Origin of the sequence: Sphingosinicella sp. LHD-64, from assembly GCF_031157375.1 — a bacterium.
Classification (GTDB): domain Bacteria; phylum Pseudomonadota; class Alphaproteobacteria; order Sphingomonadales; family Sphingomonadaceae; genus Allosphingosinicella.
The window spans coordinates 1,029,894-1,050,283 of the sequence record NZ_JAVIFV010000001.1 but is presented as its reverse complement, the minus strand read 5'-3'; the positions used below and the strand labels follow the sequence as shown (position 1 = coordinate 1,050,283).

General features: G+C 69.6%; 21 protein-coding genes. 10 read left to right on the top strand and 11 right to left on the bottom strand.

Annotated features, from left to right (window positions below; translation table 11 throughout):
- The first annotated feature begins 7 nt into the window (after positions 1 to 7).
- A complete protein-coding gene (locus RCO27_RS05050) occupies positions 8 to 1,588 on the top strand; it encodes a L,D-transpeptidase family protein (protein WP_309001542.1) in 1,581 nt (526 codons plus the stop codon).
- A gap of 43 nt (positions 1,589 to 1,631) precedes the next feature.
- A complete protein-coding gene (locus RCO27_RS05045; protein WP_309001541.1) occupies positions 1,632 to 2,150 on the top strand; it encodes a hypothetical protein in 519 nt (172 codons plus the stop codon).
- A 4-nt stretch (positions 2,151 to 2,154) separates the two neighbouring features.
- Here the strand turns inward: RCO27_RS05045 and hmgA are convergent, their stop codons facing one another.
- Positions 2,155 to 3,432 (bottom strand): homogentisate 1,2-dioxygenase, encoded by a 1,278-nt coding sequence (hmgA, locus tag RCO27_RS05040; protein ID WP_309001540.1) that lies wholly within the window; start codon positions 3,430 to 3,432, stop codon positions 2,155 to 2,157.
- A 158-nt stretch (positions 3,433 to 3,590) separates the two neighbouring features.
- Between hmgA and RCO27_RS05035 the strand changes: the two genes are divergently transcribed.
- Genes RCO27_RS05035 through hisIE form a run of 8 tightly spaced genes read left to right on the top strand, consistent with a single transcriptional unit; the run spans position 3,591 to position 10,427 of the window.
- Complete coding sequence (locus RCO27_RS05035) at positions 3,591 to 3,917, top strand: YerC/YecD family TrpR-related protein (protein ID WP_309001539.1); 327 nt, start codon at positions 3,591 to 3,593, stop codon at positions 3,915 to 3,917.
- Positions 3,907 to 4,797, top strand: a complete 891-nt coding sequence (hisG, locus tag RCO27_RS05030; RefSeq protein WP_309001538.1) for an ATP phosphoribosyltransferase — start codon at positions 3,907 to 3,909, stop codon at positions 4,795 to 4,797. The genes RCO27_RS05035 and hisG overlap by 11 nt, the downstream gene beginning before the upstream one ends.
- The gene (gene hisD / locus RCO27_RS05025; RefSeq protein ID WP_309001537.1) at positions 4,797 to 6,095 is read left to right on the top strand and encodes a histidinol dehydrogenase; all 1,299 of its coding nucleotides are present in this window, start codon (positions 4,797 to 4,799) and stop codon (positions 6,093 to 6,095) included. Before hisG ends, hisD begins: the two co-directional genes overlap by 1 nt.
- The gene (hisC, locus tag RCO27_RS05020) at positions 6,092 to 7,750 is read left to right on the top strand and encodes a histidinol-phosphate transaminase (RefSeq protein WP_309001536.1); all 1,659 of its coding nucleotides are present in this window, start codon (positions 6,092 to 6,094) and stop codon (positions 7,748 to 7,750) included. The genes hisD and hisC overlap by 4 nt, the downstream gene beginning before the upstream one ends.
- Positions 7,747 to 8,340, top strand: coding sequence for an imidazole glycerol phosphate synthase subunit HisH (gene hisH, locus RCO27_RS05015; protein ID WP_309001535.1), 594 nt, complete (start codon positions 7,747 to 7,749; stop codon positions 8,338 to 8,340). The genes hisC and hisH overlap by 4 nt, the downstream gene beginning before the upstream one ends.
- Positions 8,337 to 9,065 carry a 1-(5-phosphoribosyl)-5-[(5-phosphoribosylamino)methylideneamino] imidazole-4-carboxamide isomerase gene (locus RCO27_RS05010; RefSeq protein WP_309001534.1) on the top strand — a complete coding sequence of 243 codons (729 nt, stop codon included), beginning with the start codon at positions 8,337 to 8,339 and terminating at the stop codon, positions 9,063 to 9,065. Before hisH ends, RCO27_RS05010 begins: the two co-directional genes overlap by 4 nt.
- Positions 9,052 to 9,816 (top strand): imidazole glycerol phosphate synthase subunit HisF, encoded by a 765-nt coding sequence (gene hisF, locus RCO27_RS05005; RefSeq protein WP_309001533.1) that lies wholly within the window; start codon positions 9,052 to 9,054, stop codon positions 9,814 to 9,816. Before RCO27_RS05010 ends, hisF begins: the two co-directional genes overlap by 14 nt.
- Positions 9,792 to 10,427, top strand: coding sequence for a bifunctional phosphoribosyl-AMP cyclohydrolase/phosphoribosyl-ATP diphosphatase HisIE (hisIE, locus tag RCO27_RS05000; protein WP_309001532.1), 636 nt, complete (start codon positions 9,792 to 9,794; stop codon positions 10,425 to 10,427). The genes hisF and hisIE overlap by 25 nt, the downstream gene beginning before the upstream one ends.
- Before the next feature lie 96 nt (positions 10,428 to 10,523).
- Here hisIE and RCO27_RS04995 read toward each other — a convergent pair whose 3' ends face one another.
- The 10 genes from RCO27_RS04995 to RCO27_RS04950 all read right to left on the bottom strand — a co-directional run bounded on the left by RCO27_RS04995 (position 10,524) and on the right by RCO27_RS04950 (position 20,238).
- Entirely contained in the window at positions 10,524 to 11,291 is a 768-nt protein-coding gene (locus RCO27_RS04995; protein WP_309001531.1) for an inositol monophosphatase family protein, read from the bottom strand.
- Positions 11,292 to 11,416: 125 nt separating this feature from the next.
- Positions 11,417 to 11,989 carry an aminodeoxychorismate/anthranilate synthase component II gene (locus RCO27_RS04990; RefSeq protein WP_309001530.1) on the bottom strand — a complete coding sequence of 191 codons (573 nt, stop codon included), beginning with the start codon at positions 11,987 to 11,989 and terminating at the stop codon, positions 11,417 to 11,419.
- Positions 11,986 to 13,560 carry an anthranilate synthase component 1 gene (locus RCO27_RS04985; protein ID WP_309001529.1) on the bottom strand — a complete coding sequence of 525 codons (1,575 nt, stop codon included), beginning with the start codon at positions 13,558 to 13,560 and terminating at the stop codon, positions 11,986 to 11,988. The genes RCO27_RS04990 and RCO27_RS04985 overlap by 4 nt, the downstream gene beginning before the upstream one ends.
- On the bottom strand, positions 13,557 to 14,573 hold the full coding sequence (gene aroF / locus RCO27_RS04980) for a 3-deoxy-7-phosphoheptulonate synthase (RefSeq protein ID WP_309001528.1): 1,017 nt from the start codon (positions 14,571 to 14,573) through the stop codon (positions 13,557 to 13,559). The genes RCO27_RS04985 and aroF overlap by 4 nt, the downstream gene beginning before the upstream one ends.
- 195 nt (positions 14,574 to 14,768) lie before the next feature.
- Positions 14,769 to 15,554: a shikimate dehydrogenase gene (locus tag RCO27_RS04975; RefSeq protein ID WP_309001527.1), complete on the bottom strand. Its 786-nt coding sequence runs from the start codon at positions 15,552 to 15,554 to the stop codon at positions 14,769 to 14,771.
- Positions 15,551 to 16,636 carry a 3-dehydroquinate synthase gene (gene aroB / locus RCO27_RS04970; protein WP_309001914.1) on the bottom strand — a complete coding sequence of 362 codons (1,086 nt, stop codon included), beginning with the start codon at positions 16,634 to 16,636 and terminating at the stop codon, positions 15,551 to 15,553. Before aroB ends, RCO27_RS04975 begins: the two co-directional genes overlap by 4 nt.
- The gene (aroC, locus tag RCO27_RS04965) at positions 16,636 to 17,712 is read right to left on the bottom strand and encodes a chorismate synthase (RefSeq protein ID WP_309001526.1); all 1,077 of its coding nucleotides are present in this window, start codon (positions 17,710 to 17,712) and stop codon (positions 16,636 to 16,638) included. The genes aroB and aroC overlap by 1 nt, the downstream gene beginning before the upstream one ends.
- Positions 17,709 to 18,260 carry a prephenate dehydratase domain-containing protein gene (locus RCO27_RS04960; protein WP_309001525.1) on the bottom strand — a complete coding sequence of 184 codons (552 nt, stop codon included), beginning with the start codon at positions 18,258 to 18,260 and terminating at the stop codon, positions 17,709 to 17,711. The genes aroC and RCO27_RS04960 overlap by 4 nt, the downstream gene beginning before the upstream one ends.
- Positions 18,257 to 19,534 carry a 3-phosphoshikimate 1-carboxyvinyltransferase gene (gene aroA / locus RCO27_RS04955; RefSeq protein WP_309001524.1) on the bottom strand — a complete coding sequence of 426 codons (1,278 nt, stop codon included), beginning with the start codon at positions 19,532 to 19,534 and terminating at the stop codon, positions 18,257 to 18,259. The genes RCO27_RS04960 and aroA overlap by 4 nt, the downstream gene beginning before the upstream one ends.
- Positions 19,531 to 20,238: a chorismate mutase gene (locus tag RCO27_RS04950; protein WP_309001523.1), complete on the bottom strand. Its 708-nt coding sequence runs from the start codon at positions 20,236 to 20,238 to the stop codon at positions 19,531 to 19,533. The genes aroA and RCO27_RS04950 overlap by 4 nt, the downstream gene beginning before the upstream one ends.
- Between the last annotated feature and the right edge of the window lie 152 nt (positions 20,239 to 20,390).

Here is a 20,390-nt window from a genome sequence, read left to right as displayed (position 1 = left end):
CGTGCCGATGCTGACACGACATGCGGCCGGCCGGGTCCTCCGGCCGGCGCGCATTCTTGCCTTCGCAAGCTTCGTCCTGGTTGTCGCGCTGTCGCCGGCGTCCGTCGCCACGCAGCCGGTTCCCGGACCCGTCCAGGCCGAGCTCAACTCGGTCCGCATCTCGGACCGCGAGATGCGCGCCTTCTATCAGGCGCGCCGCTTCCGGCCGCTCTGGATCCGCGGCGGCACGATCGGGCCCGAGGCCGACACGCTGCTGCGCCTGCTCGAGACGGCGGAGCTCGACGACCTCGACTCGGGCGATTATCGCACCCGCTCGCTCGTCCGCGCCATCGACCGCGCCCGCGAAGGCCATCCCGAGGAGCTTGCCGAGACCGAGATCCTGCTCTCGCGCCGCTTCGTGGAATATGTCCGTGACATGCGCCGACCGCCGCGCGAGACCGGCACCTTCTATGTCGACCGTGAGCTGGCGCCGAGCGCGCCTACCGTTCGCGCCGTGCTCGAACGCGCCGCCGCGGCGCCGTCGTTCGGCCAGTATCTCGAGCGGATCGGCTGGATGCATCCCTATTATGGCCAGCTGCGCGCGGCCTATGCCGCGACCGGCGGGTCGGAGCGCGTCGTGCGCGTCCGCCTGCCCGAGGGGCCGCTGCTGCGCGAAGGCAGCCTCGATCCGCGCGTGCCGATGCTGCGCGCCCGGCTCGGCATCGAGCCGGAGGAGGGCGCCTTCGACCGCGAGGTCGCCAATGCCGTGCGCGCCTTTCAGCGCTCCCACGGCCTGCCGGACGACGGCCGGGTCGGCCCGCGCACGCTCGCCGCGCTCAACGGCGGCGTCGACCGGCGGCGGGTGCTCGGCCTCAACCTGGCCCGCGCCCGTCTGCTGCCAGTCGATCTCGACCGCTACATCCTGGTCGATGCCGCTGCCGCGCGCCTCTGGGTCTACGAGGACGGCCGGGTGCGCGACACGATGCGCGTCGTCGTCGGCCGCGTCACCGATCCGACGCCGGTCATGGCCGGCCTGATCCGCTACGCCGCGGTCAATCCCTACTGGAACATCCCGCCCGATCTCGTTCCCTCGCGCGTCGCCGAAGGGGTGCTGCGCGACGGGCCCGGCTTCCTGCGCCAGCGCCGCTTCGAGGTGCTGTCGGACTGGACGTCCAATGCCCGTGTGCTCGAGGCCTCGGAGGTCGACTGGCAGGCGGTCCTCGCCGGCCAGCGGCAGCTGCGCGTGCGCCAGCTGCCCGGGCCGGAAAATGCGATGGGGCGGATGAAGTTCATGTTTCCCAACACGCTCGGCGTCTATCTCCACGACACGCCGGAGCGCGATCTGCTGCGCGAGGCCGCCCGGCAGTTCAGCGCCGGCTGCGTCCGGGTCGAGGACGCGCCGCGGCTCGCGCGCTGGCTGTTCGGCCGCCCGATCCGCGTTCCGCAGGGCGGCCGCGAGCAGAATGTCGATCTGCCGACGCCGGTGCCGGTCTATATCACCTACTTTACCGCCGCGCCGGACGGCGACGGCGGCATCGCCTATCGCACGGACGTCTACAACCGCGACGCCGAAGCGCTGGGCGGCGGCCGTCGCCGGGCCAGCCGCTAGGGACGTCTGCGGTCAACGGAGAAAATCGCCGGTCGAGGCATTGATGCCTGAAAGGATCGGTGCCGCCATGTTCATCGCCTTCCAGGTGCTGACGCTCCTGCTCGTCGCGGTCGCGATGGCGACGGCGCTCGCCCATGCGCTCGAATGGCCGGGCAAGGCCCGGCTCGACCGTGAGACCTACATCGCCGTGCAGCCGATCTACTATCCGGGCTTCACCCTGGGCGGCCTCATCGGCGAGTTCGGCGGCATGGTCGCGACGCTCCTCCTCGTGCTGTTGACACCGCGGGACACCCCTGCTTTCTGGCTGACCCTTGCCGCCCTCACGATACTGGTCGTCATGCACCTGCTCTACTGGATGCTGACCGCGCCGGTGAACAAGTTCTGGCTCAAGGACACCGCGCTCTCCGCGTCAGCCAATCGCTTCTTTGGCCGCCCCCGCGACGGTGATGCGCTCGGCGCAGACTGGACCGTCCTTCGCGACCGATGGGAGGCGTCCCATGCGTGGCGAGCCCTGCTCGGCGTGACGGCGCTGGTGCTGCTCGCGACCGCGCTCGCGCACTAGCCGGTCAGGGCAGCTGCGCCTTCGGGAAGCCGCCCCAGGCCGCATCATAATCGCTCTGGGCACGGTCGAGCGCGAATTGCGTCGGCCGGTAGGGCCAGCAGGTCTCGACCATGAAGGCCAGCGTGCCGTCGATCTTGTGCGGCTTCAGCTCCGCCGCGCTTGCCGCCTGCCAGCTGGCGACGTCCGGTCCGTGGCCGGCCATCAGATTGTGCAAGCTCATGCCGCCGGGCTGGAAGCCTTCCGCCTTGGCGTCGTAGGCGCCGTAGATGAGGCCCATGCACTCGCTCATCACGTTGCGGTGGAACCAGGGTGGACGGAACGTGTCCTCGGCGACCATCCAGCGCGGCGGGAATACGACGAAATCGGCATTGGCGCGGCCGGGCGTCTCGGAGGGCGAGGTCAGCACGGTGAAGATCGACGGATCGGGATGGTCGAAGCTCACCGTTCCCATCGTGTTGAAGCGCCTGAGGTCATATTTGCACGGCGCGAGATTGCCGTGCCAGGCGACGACGTCGAGCGGGGAGTGGTCGAGCGTCGTCGTCCAGAGCGATCCCAAGTTCTTCTGGACGAGCTGGACCGGGCCGTCTTCGTCCTCATAGGCGGCGACCGGGGTCAGGAAGTCACGCGCCGCGGCGAGGCCGTTGGAGCCGAGCGGGCCCAGTTCGGGCAGGCGGAAGAGGGTGCCGTGATTCTCGGCGACATAACCACGTGCCGTGCCGTCGGGCAGGGCGACCCGGAAGCGAAGCCCACGCGGGATCAGCGCGATCTCGCCGGGCTCCAGCGCGATCCGGCCCATTTCGGTGGCGAGATCGAGCCGGCCCTGCTCAGGGATGATCAGGAGCTCGCCGTCGGCATCGAAGAAGACGCGGTCCATGTCCTTCGTCGCGCGATAGACGTGGACGGCTACGCCCTCGAGGCTCGCCGGATCGCGATTGGCCATCATCGTTACCAGCCCGTCGACGAAGTCGGTCGGCGTCTCGGGCATGGTCAGCGGGTCCCAGCGCAGGCGGTTGGGTGCGAGCGGCGTCTCGACCGGCCCCGGGGCGAACAAGGCCGCGCCTTCGTAGCGTTGATAGGGGCGATGGTCGGCGGTCGGCCGCATCCGGTAGAGCCAGGAGCGGCGGTTCTCGTGCCGCGGCGCGGTGAAGGCGGTGCCGGAAAGCTGCTCGGCATAGAGGCCGAAGGCCGGCCGCTGCGGCGAGTTGCGTCCCTCGGGCAGCGCGCCCGCCACCGTCTCCGTCTCGAAATGGCCGCCGAAGCCGGACATGTAACCGCACGCCATTCCCTCTCCTCGCATTGCGCATTCTGGTGCGCCAGCGGCCCTACACCGATCCCCGCCCGGCTGCCAGCGCTGCGCGTTTCACCGAATCGCTTGCATCTCCGGACCCGGCCCGTTAGTGGTCCGTTTGTTACAGCGTGATAACACAATATAACGAGCCGATGACTACGACGACCACCATCAAGCCCACTCGCGACAGCGCCGCGCTGAGCGCCGATCTGTGCCGTGCGCTGCTGGCGCCCGACGACGCGGCGGAGATGGAGCGCCTGCTCGCGGACCTGTGTACGCCCGCCGAGGTCCGCACCCTCGCCGAACGCTGGCACGTCGCCCGGCTGCTCGACGAGACCGACCTCACCTATCGCGAGATCCATGACGCGACCGGGGTGAGCACGACGACGATCGTCCGGGTCGCCCGCTTCCTGAAGCAGGAGCGGCATCTCGGCTACCGCGCCGCGCTCGACCGTTTGGGGGGCGGCGATGTTCGTTGACAGCCAGCGCCTCCACATCGCAGTGCAGAAGTCCGGCCGGCTCGCGGATTACAGCCGCGGCCTGCTGCGCGATGCCGGCCTCAAGATCCAGAACGGCAAGAATGCGCTGACCGCCCGAGTCGACAATTTCCCGATCGACCTGATGTTCGTGCGCGACGACGACATCCCGACCTTTGTCGCCGACGGCGTCTGCGAGTTCGGCATGGTCGGCCTGAACGTGCTGGAGGAGTTCGCGCTCGACCAGCCCGAGGCGCGCTTCGACGTGGTCGCGCCGCTGGGCTTTGGCCGTTGCGCGCTCAGAATCGCGGCGCCGGAAGCCTTTGCTTATTCGGGGCCTGAGGTGCTGGCCGGAGAGCGGATCGCCACCTCCTATCCGCGTCTCCTCAAGCGCTTCCTCGACGATCGCGGCATCGACGCGACGGTGGTCAAGATGACCGGCGCGGTCGAGCTGGCGCCGCGGCTCGGCATCGCCCGCTTCGTCTGCGACCTCGTCTCCACCGGCGCGACGCTCGAGGCCAACGGCCTGGTACCGGTCGAGACGGTGATGGAGAGCGAGGCAGTGCTGGTGCGCACCCGCAGGGCGCTCAATCCGGAAAAGCAGGAGCTGAGCGAGAACCTGCTGCGCCGGATCGAGGGCGTGCTCGCCACCCAGGAATCCAAATATATCATGCTGAACGCGCCGGAGGCGGCGCTGGGCCAGATCTCCGCGATCCTGCCAGGCGCGGAGGCGCCCACGATCATTCCACTCGCCGGCACGCCGGGCCATTTCGCGGTTCATGCGGTCTGCAAGGAATCGGTCTTCTGGGAGACGCTGCAGAAGCTGAAAGCCGCCGGCGCCTCGGCGATCCTGGTCATGCCCATTGAAAAGATGATGATGTGATGCGGCGCTTCGACTGGAACACCCTCGATGAGGCGGCCCGCATCGCCGCGGTCGCCCGACCTGCGGGGCGAAGCGACCCGGCGTTGCGCACGGCGGTCGCGGCGATCGTCGAGGATGTGCGCGCCGGTGGCTGGGAGGCGCTGGTCGCGCAGGCGCTGCGGATCGACGGCGCGACGCCGGAGCGGGTGCCGGTCGCTGCCGCTGCCGAGGAGGCGCGCCGCATCCTTTCCACCGAGCAGCTTCGCGCTATCGAGCTCGCGCGCCGGAACATCGTGCGGTTTCACGAGAAGAGCCTGCCGGCCGAACATGCGGTGGAGACCGTGCCGGGCCTCAGCGTCCGCAAGGTCTGGCGCCCGATCGACCGGATCGGCCTCTATGTGCCGGGTGGGGTCGCGCCGCTCTTCTCGACCTTGATGATGCTGGCGCTGCCGGCGCGCGCCGCGGGGGTGAGGGAGATCGTCGTCGCGACGCCGCCGCGTGCCGGGGGCGGGCTCGATCCCGTCATCGCGCTCGCGGCGGACATGTGCGGCATTCCGGCGATCTGGACGGCGGGCGGTGCGCAGGCGATCGCCGCGCTGGCCTTCGGCGCTGGCGACATTCCCCGCGTCGCCAAGATTTGCGGGCCCGGCAATGCCTGGGTAGCGGAGGCCAAGGCCTGTGTCGCAGGGCTGCCCGGCGGCCCGGCGATCGACATGCCCGCCGGTCCGAGCGAGCTGCTGGTGATCGCGGATGGGGGAGCGAACCCCGCGGTCGTTGCCGCCGACCTGCTCAGCCAGGCCGAGCATGATCGGCAGGCGCAGGTGCTGCTGGTCACCACCTCGGCCGAGCTGGCCGACGCCGTCGAAGCCGAGCTGAACGCCCAACTCGCGAGCCTTCCGCGCGCCGAGGTGGCCGAAGCCGCGCTGGCGTCGGCCCGGCTGATCCTCGCCGAGACGACGGAACAGGCCGTCGAGATTGCCAATCTCTATGCGCCCGAGCACCTCTCGCTGGCCGTCGCCGATCACCTCGCGCTGGTCGAGCTGGTCCGCAATGCAGGTGCGGTCTTCGCCGGCTATGCCGCGGCCGAGACATTTGGTGACTATCTCGCCGGATCGAGCCACGTCCTGCCGACCGACGGCGCGGCGCGCGCGTGGAGCGGCGTCTCGGTTTACTCCTTTCTGAAGGCGATCAGCATCCAGCAGGCGACGCCCGAAGCGGCGCGCCAGCTTGCTGCGCCTGCGGCCGCGCTCGCCCGCCTGGAAGGCCTGGAAGCCCATGCCCGCGCCGCCGAGACGCGCCAGTTGGAAGTGGTGGCATGACGTCGCTCGCCGCCCGTCTTGCGCGCCCCGAAATCCTGTCGCTGCCGCCGGTCGATATCGCCGCCCAGGCGAACGACGCGTTCGGCGCCGACGCGATCAAGCTCGACGCCAACGAGAATCCCTATGCGCCGCTGGTCGAGGGATCGCTCGCGGCCACCGTCAACCGCTATCCCGAGCCGCAGCCGGCGTCGCTGCGCCGGGCCATGGCCGCGCTCTACGGCGTCGCGCCGGAGAGCCTTGTCGTCACCCGCGGCGCGGACGATGCGATCGACATCCTGGTGCGCACCTTCTGCCGCGAGGGACGGGACGCCGTCTCGATCTGTCCGCCCACCTTCTCGGCCTATGCCCAGTTCGCCCGTCTGCAGGGGGCCCGCGTCGTCGAGGCGCCGCTGACTGCAACCTTCGATTTCGACGCCGACGCATTCCTCGCGGCCATGGGAGAGGTGGCCGATCTCAAGCTGGCCTTTCTCTGCTCGCCCAACAACCCGACCGGCAACCCGATCGCTCCGGCCGACGTGATCCGGGTCGCCGAAGCGCTGCCGGACGCGATCGTCGTCCTGGACGAGGCCTATATCGAGTTCTCGGAACTGGAGAGCCTCGCGGCGGAGGCCGCGCGGCGCGACAATCTCGTCGTTCTGCGCACCCTTTCCAAGGCCTATGGTCTCGCCGGGGCGCGGGTGGGATGCGCGATCGGAACGGCCGAGTTGATCCAGCTCATCGCCCGCGCGCTGCCGCCCTATCCGCTGCCGACCCTGTCGATCCAGGCGGCGCTCGCCAGCCTGTCGCCCTCGCGCCGGTCGGTCCATGCCGAGCGGATCGAGCGGCTGAAGCGGGAGCGGGCGCGGGTCGCCGGCCTGCTCGCAACTTCGCCGATCGCCCGCAACGTGCGGTCCGGCGGCGGCAATTTCCTGTTTTTCGAGGTGGACGATCCGGCGGATCTGGAGGCGAAGCTGACCGCGCTCGGCATCCGGGTCCGCTTCCGCCCGAACGCCGCGCCCGGAGGAGTCAGGCTCAGCATCGGCACCGAGGCCGAGAATGCGGTCGCGCTGGCGGCGCTCGGCGTAACGACCGGCGATCAGCCCGCGCGGCGCGGCGAGGTGGTTCGCGACACGAAGGAGACGCAGGTCGCGGTCGCGGTTAATCTCGACGCCGCGGGCCCGCGCCGGATCGACACCGGCATCCCCTTCTATGATCACATGCTCGATCAGGTCGCCGCGCATGGCGGCTTCGCCCTGACGCTCGCTTGCCAGGGCGACCTCGACATCGATGGCCACCACAGCGTCGAGGATTGCGCCATCGCCCTTGGCCAGACGCTCCGTCAGGCGTTGGCCGACAGGCGCGGCATCGGTCGCTTCGGGTTCGCGCTGCCGATGGACGAGGCCGAGGCGCAGGTGCTGATCGACCTGTCGGGTCGCCCCTACAGCGTCTTCGAGGGCGATTTCGCCGCCAGCCATATCGGCGCCTATCCGACCGAGATGACGCCGCACGTCTTCCGCTCGCTGGCGGATTCTTTGGGTGCGGCGATCCATGTGAAGGTCAGCGGCGCGAACGATCATCACAAGACCGAAGCCTGCTTCAAGGCCTTCGGGCGGGCACTCCGTCAGGCGGTGGCGCGGGACGGCGAGGCCTTGCCGAGCACCAAGGGCGTGCTGTGACGCGCCCGATTCCCCTGGCCATCGTCGATCTCGGCTACGGAAATATCGGCTCGATCCGCATCGCCTTCGAGCGGCTCGGCGCCATGCCGCGCCTCACCGCCGACCCGAACGAGATCGCTGCGGCGGATCGTGTTGTGCTGCCTGGCGTGGGTGCAGCCGGCTTCGCGATGACGCGGATTGCCGAGCACGGCCTTGGTGATGTGTTGCGCGCATTGACCCGCCCGCTGCTCGGCATCTGTCTCGGCATGCAGATTTTGTTCGAGCGATCCGAGGAAGAAGACACCGAATGCCTCGGCCTGTTCGAGGGTGTCGTCCGCCGACTTGAGCCCGGTCCTGATCGCCCGGTCCCCCACATGGGCTGGAGCCGTCTCGCCGTCGCCGATCCCGCCTGCGGTCTGGCCGACGGCGACTACGTGTATTTCGCGCACAGCTATGCGTGCGACGATGGACCCGCCAGTCTTGCCAGGGCGGATTATGGTCGCCCGATTCCCGCGCTGGTGGGCAAGGACAACATGATCGGCGCCCAGTTCCACCCCGAGCGGTCGGGCGATGCCGGAGCGCGCTTCCTTCAAGCGTTTCTCGCGTCATGATCGTCTATCCCGCCGTCGACCTGATGGAGGGTCGCTGCGTCCGGCTGGCGCAGGGGCGCTTCGACGACGCGACCGTCTATTCGGACGATCCCGCCGACGCGCTCGCCCGGTTCGCCGACGCCGGCGCGAGCTGGGTCCATATGGTCGATCTCGACGGCGCCAAGGCGGGACGCCCGGTTCAGCACGACCTCCTCGCGCGGCTGACCGCGAGAGCGCCGGTCAAGCTCCAGGTCGCCGGTGGCTTCCGCGACGCCGCTTCGGTCGCGGCGGCGCTGGAGGCTGGCGCATCGCGTGTCGTCATCGGCAGCCTCGCCGTGCGCGATCCCAACGCCGTCCGTGCGATCATCGCCGACCATGGCGGCGACCGTGTCGTGCTGGCGCTCGACGTCCACATCGTCGGCGGCATGCCGATGGTCGCGACCGCCGGCTGGACGCAGACTTCCGGCCGCACACTCTACGACATCGCATCGGAATATGCCGACGGGCGACATCTGCTCGTCACCGACATTTCGCGCGACGGGATGATGCTGGGGCCGAACCTGCCGCTGGTCCGCGAGGCGGCCGGGCGGGTGCGGCGGATGGGGTTGCAGGCGTCCGGCGGCGTCGCCAGCACGGCCGACATCGTCGCGCTGGCCCAGGCGGGCGCGGGCGGCGTGGTGATCGGAAAGGCGCTGTGGGAAGGCCGGATCGACCTTGCGGAGGCGATCTCCCTTGCCGGCGCGTAGGATCATCCCCTGTCTCGACGTGCGGGACGGCCGCGTGGTGAAAGGCGTCAAGTTCCGCGACCATCGCGATGTCGGCGACATCGTCGCACATGCGCTGCGCTACCGCGACGAGGGCGCCGACGAGCTGGTCTTCTACGACATCACCGCAAGCGCCGAGGGCCGGGGGCTCGACATCGGCTGGATCGAACGGATCGCCGAGGTGATCGACATTCCGTTTGCGGTCGCCGGGGGGATCCGCTCGGTCGATCAGGCGGCGGCCTGTCTCGAGGCCGGCGCCGATAAGATCTCGATCAACTCACCGGCGCTGGAGCGGCCGGAGTTGATCGGGGAGATCGCCCGTGCGTTCGGCTGCCAGTGCGTCGTCCTCGGCGTGGACAGCTTCGCCGACGGCGCCGCCTATCGGGTCCAGCAATATACCGGCAGCGTGGCGGCCACCCGTGATTCCGGCCGCCTGACCCTCGATTGGGTCCGCGAAGCGACCGGACGCGGGGCCGGGGAGATCGTGCTCAACTGCATGAACAATGACGGCGTTCGCTCCGGTTACGACATCGCCCACACCGCGGCCGTGATCGCGGCGGTCACCGTCCCCGTCATCGCCTCGGGCGGTGCCGGTGCGCCGGCGCATTTCCGCGCCGCCTTCGAGGCCGGCGCGAGCGGCGCGCTCGCCGCCACCGTCTTCCATGACCGGATCCTCCCGATCCCCGACCTCAAGGAGTATCTCGCCTCATGCGGGATCGAAATGCGCCGCTGACGCCGGCCGACATCGCCGGCCTCGCCTGGGCGAAGGGCGACGGGCTGATCCCGGCCGTCGTGCAGGATTCCGCAACCGCGCAGGTGCTGATGCTCGGCTATATGAACGCCGAAGCGCTCGCTACGACGCTGGAGAGCGGCTTCGTCACCTTCTTCAGCCGGTCGAAGGATCGCCTGTGGCGCAAGGGCGAGACGTCCGGCAACACGCTCGCCCTCGTCGCCGTCCGCGCCGATTGCGATGAGGATGCGTTGCTGGTCCTCGCCGAGCCGGCCGGATCGACCTGCCATTTGGGCACATTGAGCTGCTTCAGCGAGACCGGGCCAAATGGCGTCGGCTGGCTGGGCTTGCTCGCGCGGATCGTCGAGGCGCGCCGGGGAGCGCCGGCGGAGTCGAGCTATACCGCGCGGTTGCTGGCTGAGGGACCGGACCGCATCGCCCAGAAGGTGGGCGAGGAGGGAGTGGAGGTCGCGCTCGCCGCGGTGTCGCGGGACCGCGCCGCCTGCATCTCGGAAACCGCGGATCTCGTCTATCACCTGACCGTGCTGATGGAAGCGCGGGCGTTCGGCTGGGAGGATGTCGCCAAGGTGCTGGCGGAGCGACACGAGGGCTGACCCCTTTCGTCACCCCGGACTTGATCCGGGGTCCACCTTTTTTCTGCGAGCCTCCGACAAGAACAGGTGGATGCCGGATCAAGTCCGGCATGACGATCAGTCTTGCAACAAAGCCACAGCGTCCTCGAAGAGCCGCTCGGATGCGGCCGCGACCACCCGACCGGCGGACAGGTCGTCGCCGCCTTCCCAATTGCCGAAAAAGCCGCCCGCGCCGCGGACCACCGGGCCCAGCGCGTTGTAGTCGTGCGGCTTCAGCCCGGATTCCACCACCAGGTCGAGCCCGCCCGCCGCCACGCGTGCATAGGCATAGGCATCGAGCCCATAGCGCGCGACGCGGGTGGCGCGGCGGAGCCGCTCGAACCCCTCCGCTTCGGCGCCGGCGAAGAGATAGGGGTCGGTGGTCGAGAAGCGGGCCTCTGCCAGCGTCGCGCAGCCGCTCGTCGCCAGCGCCTCGCCGTTGAGCCGCGCCATCCGGCCGAAGCCGGAATAGCGTTCATCGAGTGCCGGCGCGTCGATCAGGCCGACCGTCGCGGCACCTTCCTCGACCAGGGCGATCAGGGTCGTCCAGCTCGGCAGGCCGCAGATGAAGGACCGGGTGCCGTCGATCGGATCGAGGCTCCAGACGAAGCGCGCGTCGCCGCGCACCACGCCATATTCCTCGCCGGCAATGCCATGGTCCGGATAGCGCGCCCCGATCAGCGCGCGCATCGCCCGCTCCGCCGCCCGGTCGGCCTCCGTAACGGGGTCGAAGGCGCCGCCGCCCTTGTCGTCCGCGTCGCGCGAGGCGACGGCGATCGCCGCGCGCGCGGCATCCGCCAGCTCGGCGGCGAAGGCGGCATAGTCGGAAAGGGAATCGCTCGACATTCACGGATGACTAAAGCGCCGCTCCCGATGACGAAACCCGTCATTCCAGCGAAAGCCGGAATCTCCCTGCCTTTCGGCCGCCAGTTTCAAGAAAAGCGAGATTCCAGCTTTCGCTGGAATGACGGCTAGGGCGCGACGGCCAACCGCACGATATTGTGCAGCAGGTGATCGCCATGCGGGGTCAGGATCGATTCCGGGTGGAACTGGACGCCATATTGCCGGGCCTCGGGGTCGCTGATCGCCATCGCCATGCCGTCGATTTCGCCATGGACGCGGAAGCGGGCGGGCGGGCTCGGCGTGCAGAGCGAGTGGTAGCGTCCGACGCGCAGGGGATTGGGTAGCCCCTCGAACGGTCCGGTTCCGTCATGGGTGATCACCGAGGCTTTGCCGTGGACGATGGCGTGGGCGCCAACCACGGTACCGCCCGCTTCGTGAACGATCGCCTGATGGCCGAGACAGACGCCAAGCACCGGGGCGCGGCCTTTCGCCCTGGCGATCAGCTCGAGGCAGCAGCCGGCATCTTCCGGCCGCCCCGGTCCGGGCGACAGCACGATCAGTGCGTTTTCCGCCTCCGCCCGTATCAGCGCGGCATCGACGCCGATGCTGTTGCGGAGCACCGTCACGGTCTCGCCGAGCCGTTCGAACGCCTCGACCAGGTTGAAGGTGAAGCTGTCGCGATTGTCGATCATCAGGATCATTCCGCCGCCTCCTGTCGTGCTGGGATCGCCGCTTCGGCTGCCGCGATGGCGGACAGGACGGCCGAGGCCTTGCGCCGCGATTCGTCCGCCTCCTTCATCGGATCGGAATCGAAGACCACACCAGCTCCGGCACGGACATAAGCGGTGCCGTCCTTGACCACGGCGGAGCGGATGACGACGCCGGTGTCCATTTCGCCATTGCCCGAGATCCAGCCGATCGCGCCGCCATAGGCGCCGCGGCGGGTTGCCTCGAGCGTGCGCAGCAATTCGGTGGCCCTGAGCTTCGGCGCGCCCGATAGCGTGCCGACGTTGAGGCCGGCCTGGAGCGCCGTGAGGGCGTCGAAACCGTCGGCCAGCCGCCCCTGCACCGACGAAACGAGATGCATCACCCGCGCATAGCGCTCGACGCTGAGCAGGCGGGCCACTCGCCGCGTGCCGGGCGCGCTGACACGGGCGACATCGTTCCGCGCCAGATCGACGAGCATCATGTGCTCGGCCATCTCCTTGTCGTCGAGGCGCAGATCGACCTCCAGCTTGTCGTCGATGTCGGCATGGGCGCCGCGCGGGCGGGTCCCGGCGATCGGCTTGATCTCGACGACGGGTGCGCCGTCCTTCTTCAGCACCCGCACCGAGGTTTCGGGTGAGGCGCCGAACAGCAACTGGTCCTCGGCCGAGACGAAGAACATGTAGGGGCTGGGGTCGATCCGCCGCGCTCGCGCGAAGGCGCCGAGTGGATCGGAACAGGGCACCCGGAAGGTACGCGACGGGACGATCTGGTAGACGTCACCCGCGACGATATGCGCCTTCGCCCGCTCGATGACCGCGGCATAGGCGGTGTCGGAGAGGTCGGTTTCGGGGTCGACGGTCACATCCGCCGGCGCCGGATCGGCGATCCGGGCCGGGCGTCGGCAGCGCTCGACGAGGTCGGAAAGGCGTTGCATCGCGGTGCCGTGCGAGCGCCGCGCCTCGGCCGGATCGTCCGACCCGAAGGCCGCGCAGACGATCCGCGCTTCGCCGCCCGGCTGGACGACGACCAGCGATTCAGCGAGCCAGAACAGATAGTTCGGGAAACCGAGCGGGTCCTCCTGCCCGTCAGGGAGCGACTCGAACATCTCGACATGGTCGAAGGCGATGATGCCGGCGGCGAGCAGGGCGAAGGGCTCCTCCGGGGACAGGGACATCCGGCGAACGCTGAGCGCGCGCAGCACGTCAAGCGGGGAGGGGGCGGCGAGGCGCACCGCATCGTCGTCGTCGGTGCAGCGCTCGAACCGCAAAACGACCTCATCGTTCGATGCCGTGTCGACATGGTCCGCCAGCTCTCCCGCGATCGTCGCCAGCACCTGCCGGCCGCCATGGGTGAGGGCGGTGACCGTCACCTCCAGGCCGCGGCATTCGGCACGCAGCGCCGCGCGCTCCAGGATCAGCGCCTGGCCGCGCGTCTCGAACAGCATGGTGTCGGCGCGCCCGCCGCCGTCGGTCAGCGCGGCATAAAGGTCGAGCGGATCATATTTGCCGGGCAGGCTGCGCTGCAGGGTCAGCGCCTCGCCGGCTTTCGGAAGGGTCGGGATCATGCGACCTCCCGGCCGACGGCGGTGGCGACGCGGCGGAGCTGCCCCATCAGATCCTCGAACTGGTCGGGATAGAGCGACTGGGCGCCGTCGGAGAGCGCGGCGGCCGGGTTCTCGTGGACCTCGACGAGGATGCCATCCGCCCCGCAGGCGGCCGCCGCGAGCGCCATCGGCGTGACGAGGTCGCGGATGCCGGTGCCGTGGCTGGGATCGACGACCACCGGCAGATGGGTCTTCTGCTTGATATAGGGGATGGCGTTGAGATCGAGCGTGTTGCGGGTCGCGGTCTCGAAGGTGCGGATGCCGCGCTCGCAGAGCACGACCTGGTCGTTGCCCTCAGCGAGGAGATATTCGGCCGCCAGCAGCAGTTCCTCGATCTTGGCGGAGAGCCCGCGCTTCAGCAGCACCGGCTTGCCCGCCCGCCCGACCACGCGGAGCAGCGCGAAATTCTGCATGTTGCGCGCGCCGATCTGGAGCGCGTCGGCATGTTCGGCGACGATGTCGACGTCAGCGGTGTCCATCACCTCGGTGACGACCGGCAGGCCGAGTTCGTCGCCGACCTCGCGCAGGATCTTCAGCCCCTCCGGGCCGTGGCCGCGAAAGCCGTAGGGGCTGGTGCGCGGCTTGTAGGCGCCGGCCCGCAGCGCCTGCGCGCCCGCGGCCTTCACCGCCTCGGCGGTATTGCGCATCTGCTCGGGCGTCTCGACCGCGCAGGGGCCGGCGATGACGGCGAAGCCGCGCCCGCCGATGGCGAGATTGCCGATCTTCACGATCGTGTCGTGCGGGTGCAGCTCGCGGCTGACCAGTTTGTAGGGCTGGAGGATCGGCTTCACCGACTCGACATGCGGATGGCTTTCCAGCCGCAGCTCGGCGAGCACCCGCTCGTCGCCGAGCGCGCCGAGCACGACACGCTCCGTGCCAGGCAAATGAAGGGGTTGCAGGCCCTTGTCGGCAATCTGTTTGAGCAGAGCGTCGGCGGTTTCGGCCGGGGCGTCGGGCTTGAGGACGATGATCATCGGAACATGGCTTTCAGGTGCGGTGGGCAAAAAAAGACCCGCCAGAAGGCGGGCCCGTCGGGTCTGTTTGAAGGGGAGTCTCGCCTAGAGCGAGCTCGACCATCGCCAGACGGGCGCGCATATCGCCTGCCAGCGCCACCATGCGGCCGCGTGCGAGGAGGTCGGCAGGGAAAACCCGTCGGTCATCGATCCTGTTTAGGCGGCCTCACCCGACGGCGTCAATCCACCGAAGAACAGCCGGAAGGCGCGCCGGCCCTGGCCCTCCAGCATGACGAGGCCGCCGACGGTGCGAAGCCCGCGGGCGCGGGCGGCGGCGAGGAGGGCGGTTTCCTCGGGGTGGTAGACCATGTCGAAGACGAGTGCGCCGGGCGCGGCGGCGTCCAACGCGGCCAGCAGGTCGTCGGGCATGGGATCGGCCTGGGCCATGCCGAGCGTGGAGGCGTTCACGATCGCCGCCGCGCCGGCCATCGCCTCATATGCCCCATCGAAGGGGAAGGTGTCGACGTTGCCCAGCGCTCGCGCCTTGTCGGGACTGCGCGCGAGAATGCGCACCTGCGCGCCAAACTCCGTCAGAGCGTAGAAACCGGCGCGAGCCGCGCCGCCGGAGCCGATCATCGTCGCAATCTCGCCCCGAAGGTCGACGCCTTCCAGCGCCGCGAACACGCCGTCCACATCGGTGTTGTAGCCGGTGAGGCCAGCTGTTCCGGGAACGATGCAATTCACCGCGCCGATCCGCTCCACCGCCGGGTCGAGATGGTTGAGAAAAGGTACGACCGCCTGCTTCAGCGGCGCGGTCACGTTGCAGCCGCGCCAGAACGGGTTGTCGCGGCGGCTGGCGAAGAAGTCGGCCAGTTCGTCCGGCTTCACCTGCGTCGCGTGATAGGCGGCGTCGATCCGCGCTTCGGCCAGCCAGGCGCCGTGGATGGCGGGCGAGCGGGACTGGGCGACCGGATCGCCGATCACCTCGGCCCAGGGCTTCATGGCTGCCGGTCGAGGAAGGCCGCGACGTCGGCGAGGTCGACACTCTTGTCGACAAACGCCCGGCCGATGCCGCGCGCGAGGATGAAGGGCAGGGTGCCGCCCGACGCCTTCTTGTCGTGGAGCATGTGCGCGGTCAGCCGCGCGCCGTCGGCTGCCACTCCGGCCCCGGCGAGCGTGGTCGGCAGCCCGGCTTCGGCCAGCACATTCGCCGTCCGGTCGGCATCTTCGGGCGGGCACAGCCCGCGTTCGGCGGAGAAGCGGAAGGCGAGGGCCATGCCGGCCGCCACGCCCTCGCCATGGAGCAGCCGGTCCGAGAATCCGGTTTCCGCCTCCAACGCATGGCCGAAGGTATGGCCGAGATTGAGCAAAGCGCGACGCCCGCTGGTCTCGCGTTCGTCCTCGCCGACGATGGCCGCCTTGGCCGCGACGCTGACGGCGATGGCTTGGGTGCGCGCCGCGGCGTCGCCGGCGAGCAGGGCCGCGCCGTTCGCCTCGCACCAGTCGAAGAAACCGGGGTCGCCGATCAGGCCGTATTTCACCACCTCGGCATAGCCGGCGCGCACCTCGCGCGGCGGTAGCGTGTCGAGGCAATCGGGGTCGATCAGCACCAGCGACGGCTGGTGGAAAGCGCCGACGAGGTTCTTGCCGGCGGGGACATTGATCGCGGTCTTGCCGCCGACCGAACTGTCGACCTGGGCGAGCAGGGTGGTCGGGATCTGCACGAAGCCACAGCCGCGCTTCAGGATCGCGGCGGCGAAACCGACCAGATCGCCGATCACACCGCCGCCGAAAGCGACGATATGGTCGGAGCGTTCGACAGCTAGTTCCAACAGCTTGTCGAGCAAAGCTGCAAGCTGACCCCAGCTCTTGGTCGCCTCGCCAGCGGGCAGGACGATCGGCACGATCTCCGCGCCGGCATCGAGCTTTGCGCCTCGGGCGGCCCAGACATTCTCGTCGGTCACGACCACGATCCGGTCGCCGCGCACGAAAGGTCCGAGCACCTCGTCGGCGCGGCCGAGCAGGCCCGATTCGATCAGGATCGGATAGGAGCGGTCGCCGAGCGCGACGTCGATCCGTCGCATCATCCGTCCCCGCACTGGGCGCGGTGGAGCAGTTTGTGGTCGGCCAGCACAAGCGCCATCATCGCCTCGACCACCGGCACGCCGCGAATGCCGACGCAGGGATCGTGGCGCCCTTTCGTGAGGATCTCCGTCTCGTTGCCGTCGCGATCGATCGTCCGCCGCGGCGTCAGGATCGACGAGGTCGGTTTGAAGGCGACCCGCAGCAACACCGGCTGCCCGCTCGAAATGCCGCCGAGGATGCCGCCGGCATGGTTGCTGAGGAAGACCGGCCTGCCGTCCGGGCCGGCGCGCATCTCGTCGGCATTGGCCTCCCCGGACAGGCGCGCGGCCGCGAAGCCGTCGCCGATCTCGACGCCCTTCGCGGCGTTGATCGACATCATCGCTGCCGCGAGATCCGCGTCGAGCTTGCCGTAGACCGGGGCACCCCAGCCGGCGGGAACACCGGTCGCGACGCATTCGACGACGGCGCCCAGCGAACTGCCGGCCTTGCGCGCGTTGTCGACCAGCCCCTCCCAGCGTGCCGCCGCGATCGGGTCCGGACAGAAAAAGGGATTGGCGTCGATTGCCGCGTTGTCGAAGGACATCGGGTCGACAGCATCGCCTCCAATCTCAACGACATAGGCACTTATATTGACATCTGGTATGATCAGCCGTGCCACCGCTCCGGCCGCGACTCGCGCCGCCGTCTCGCGCGCCGAGCTGCGCCCGCCTCCGCGCCAGTCGCGCAGGCCGTATTTGGCGTCATAGGTGTAGTCGGCATGGCCCGGCCGGTAGGCCTGGCTGACCTCCGAATAGTCCTTGGAGCGCTGGTCGACATTGTCGATCATCAGGCTGACCGGCGTGCCGGTCGTCCGCCCCTCGAAGGTACCGGAGAGGATGCGCACCTCGTCCGGCTCGCGGCGCTGGGTGGTGAAGCGTGACTGGCCGGGCCGCCTTTTGTCGAGCCACGGTTGGATGTCCGCTTCGCTCAGGGTAAGCGCGGGCGGGCAGCCATCAACGAGGGCGCCGATCGCCGGCCCGTGGCTCTCACCCCAAGTCGAAAAGCGCAGCACCCGTCCGAAGCTGTTGACGCTCACGGCTGTTCCCCGTCATCGCGCGCGACCACGCAGAAGGTGGTGGCATTGTCCTCGCGATCCTGAATATCGCGCTTGAGGATGCGAAGGCCATAGGCCTCCGCCGCCACTTCCGAGGCGATGACGCCGATCGCCGGATCGCCGGATTCGGCCAGAGCCTCGGCCGCCATCGCGGTGTTCGGCGCGTCCTCGGCCGTCACACCGGCCTCCTCCCGCCAGCGTACGCATTGCGCGAGGGCCATCGGATGGCTGGTGACGCGCACGATGCCTTCCAACTCGGCGTCCGGCAGGCCGAGCAGGTGGAGCCGGATCGGCAGGCGGTGGCGGCCGACGATGAGCAGGCCGCTCTCGCGGATCAGGTCCTCGACGCCCGGCACCGGGCCGGCGGTGGAATTGCGCACCGGCAGCATGCCGCGGCCGGCCGCGCCGGCCTGTACCGCCTTGATGACATTGGCGAAGGTGGCGCGGGGGACTGGCGTCCATTCGGGGAGGAAGGTGCGGCACGCCTCCCAACTGAACGCCCCGGGCACGCCCTGATAGGCGACCTTCATGCGATCCGCGCTCCCAGGCCCTGCATCAGCGGCACGAAGCCGGGAAAGCTGGTCGCGATCATGTGCGGTTCGTCGACGGTGGCGGCGTCGCGTGCCGCGAGGCCGAGCATGAGGAAGCTCATTGCGATGCGATGATCGCCATGGGTGGTGACCAGTCCGCCGCCGGCCGGCGCACCGCCTGTGACGACCAGCGTGTCGCCGTCGGCGCGAGCATCCACGCCGCAGGCGGCGAGGCCGGCGAGGATCGCCGCCAGCCGATCGCTTTCCTTTACCCGCAACTCGCCGAGCCCGTGCATCACGGTCTCGCCCTCGGCAAAGGCGGCTGCGACGGCCAGGATCGGATATTCATCGATCATCGAGGGCGCGCGATCGGCCGGGACGGTGACGCCATACAGTCGCGAGGCACGGGCGGTCAGGTCCGCCACCGCTTCGCCGTTGACGGCCCGGCGGTTCTCGATCCTGAGGTCTGCGCCCATTTCGATCAGCGTTTCATAGAGCCCGGCGCGGAGCGGGTTGACCAGCATCCCTTCGACCGTGACCTCCGATCCCCGAACGATCAGGCCGGCGACCAGCGGGAAGGCGGCAGAGGACGGGTCGGCGGGGACGACGACATCGGTGCCCCTGAGGCCACGCTGCGCGCCGAGCCGGACGGTGCCGCCGTCGCGCGTCAGTTCGCAGCCGAATGCGGCAAGCATGTTCTCGCTGTGATCGCGGCTGGGGCGCGGCTCGCGCACGATCACATCGGCCGCGCTGCCGAGGCCGGCGAGCAGGATCGCCGATTTGACCTGCGCCGACGCGGTGGCGTTCTCGAAATCGATGCCGCCGAGCCCGCCGCCATGGACGGTGATCGGCAGCCTGTCGCCGCCTTCGAAACGCGTGCCCATCTCGCCCAATGGCCCCGTCACCCGCTTCATCGGCCGGCTGCGCAGCGACTCGTCTCCGGTGAAGGTGGCAGTGATCGGACGGCCGGCGACGGCGCCCATCAGCAGCCTCGCGCCGGTGCCGGAATTGCCGCAGTCGATGGGCGCTTCGGGCGAGGTCCAGGGGCCGCCGCGCACGCGCCAGGCGCCTTCGCCCGTCCGCTCGACCTCGGCGCCGAGCGCGCGCACCGCCGCGGCTGTGGCGAGCACATCGTCGCCTTCCAGCAGCCCTTCGATCCGCGTCTCGCCCTCGGCCAGCCCGCCGAGGATCAGCGCGCGGTGCGAGATCGACTTGTCGCCGGGGACCTTGATCCGGCCCCGGAGTGGTCCCGAGGCCGTCGCTTGGAGGGTCATGCCCGCGGCTCCCGGGCGATGCAGAGCCTGAGATGCCCGCAGGCGGCGAGCGGGCGGATGTCCGCGCCGGCGATGGTGCGCTGCTGGAGGGTCACGTCGCTGACGATCGGGTAGGTAACGCCGCCGAGCAGGCTGTCGCCGGTGAGCCGGCCGATGGTCAGCGCCAGCGTCTCCTCCCCGGCCATCACCCGGTCGAAGATGACGAGATCGGGGTCCTGGAACAGTTCGGCCCACCAGCGGCTCTGGGCGTCGAGCTCGACCACGGCGATCGCCTCGCGGGAGCGCGCGGCCTCAAGCGCCTCGTGCGCCTCGGTCGCGATGACGATCGGCGCGGCGCAGCCGAAACGCTGGCGGGTCGCGTCGGTGACGCGGATCGGCTGGCGCGCGGCGTGGAGGACGAGCTCGGTGCGCCGCTGCGCCTGCAGGCTGACGCCCATCAGCTCGCGCCAGAGCACGGCGATCGTGTCGTGGCGCAGCGCCGCGGCGCGGTCGGCGAGACGGTTCAGCACCGCCTCCTCGCGGTCCGGGCGGAGCAGCAGGGCGGTGGCGGCGGCGCTGCGCTTCACCTCGGCGACAGCGAGGACGTGGGAGAGGCGGCGCTCGATCAACTCGAGCAACGTATCGTCGATTCGGTCGATCTCGGCGCGGATTTCGGCCAGATCGCGGGCGCCCGCGGCGGGCGTATCGGTGTCGGTCTGAGGCATTTCGGTCCTCGTCGCTGCGCCCGGCCTGTTCGGGGCGTCGGCAGCGGATCAGCTCGGATGGTCGGGAAGGTTGAATCGGGTCTCCGGCACGCCTCAATAGGCGTACCGGCCGATAAACGAGCCGATAAAATAGGAGCGGCCGACCAGCGCGG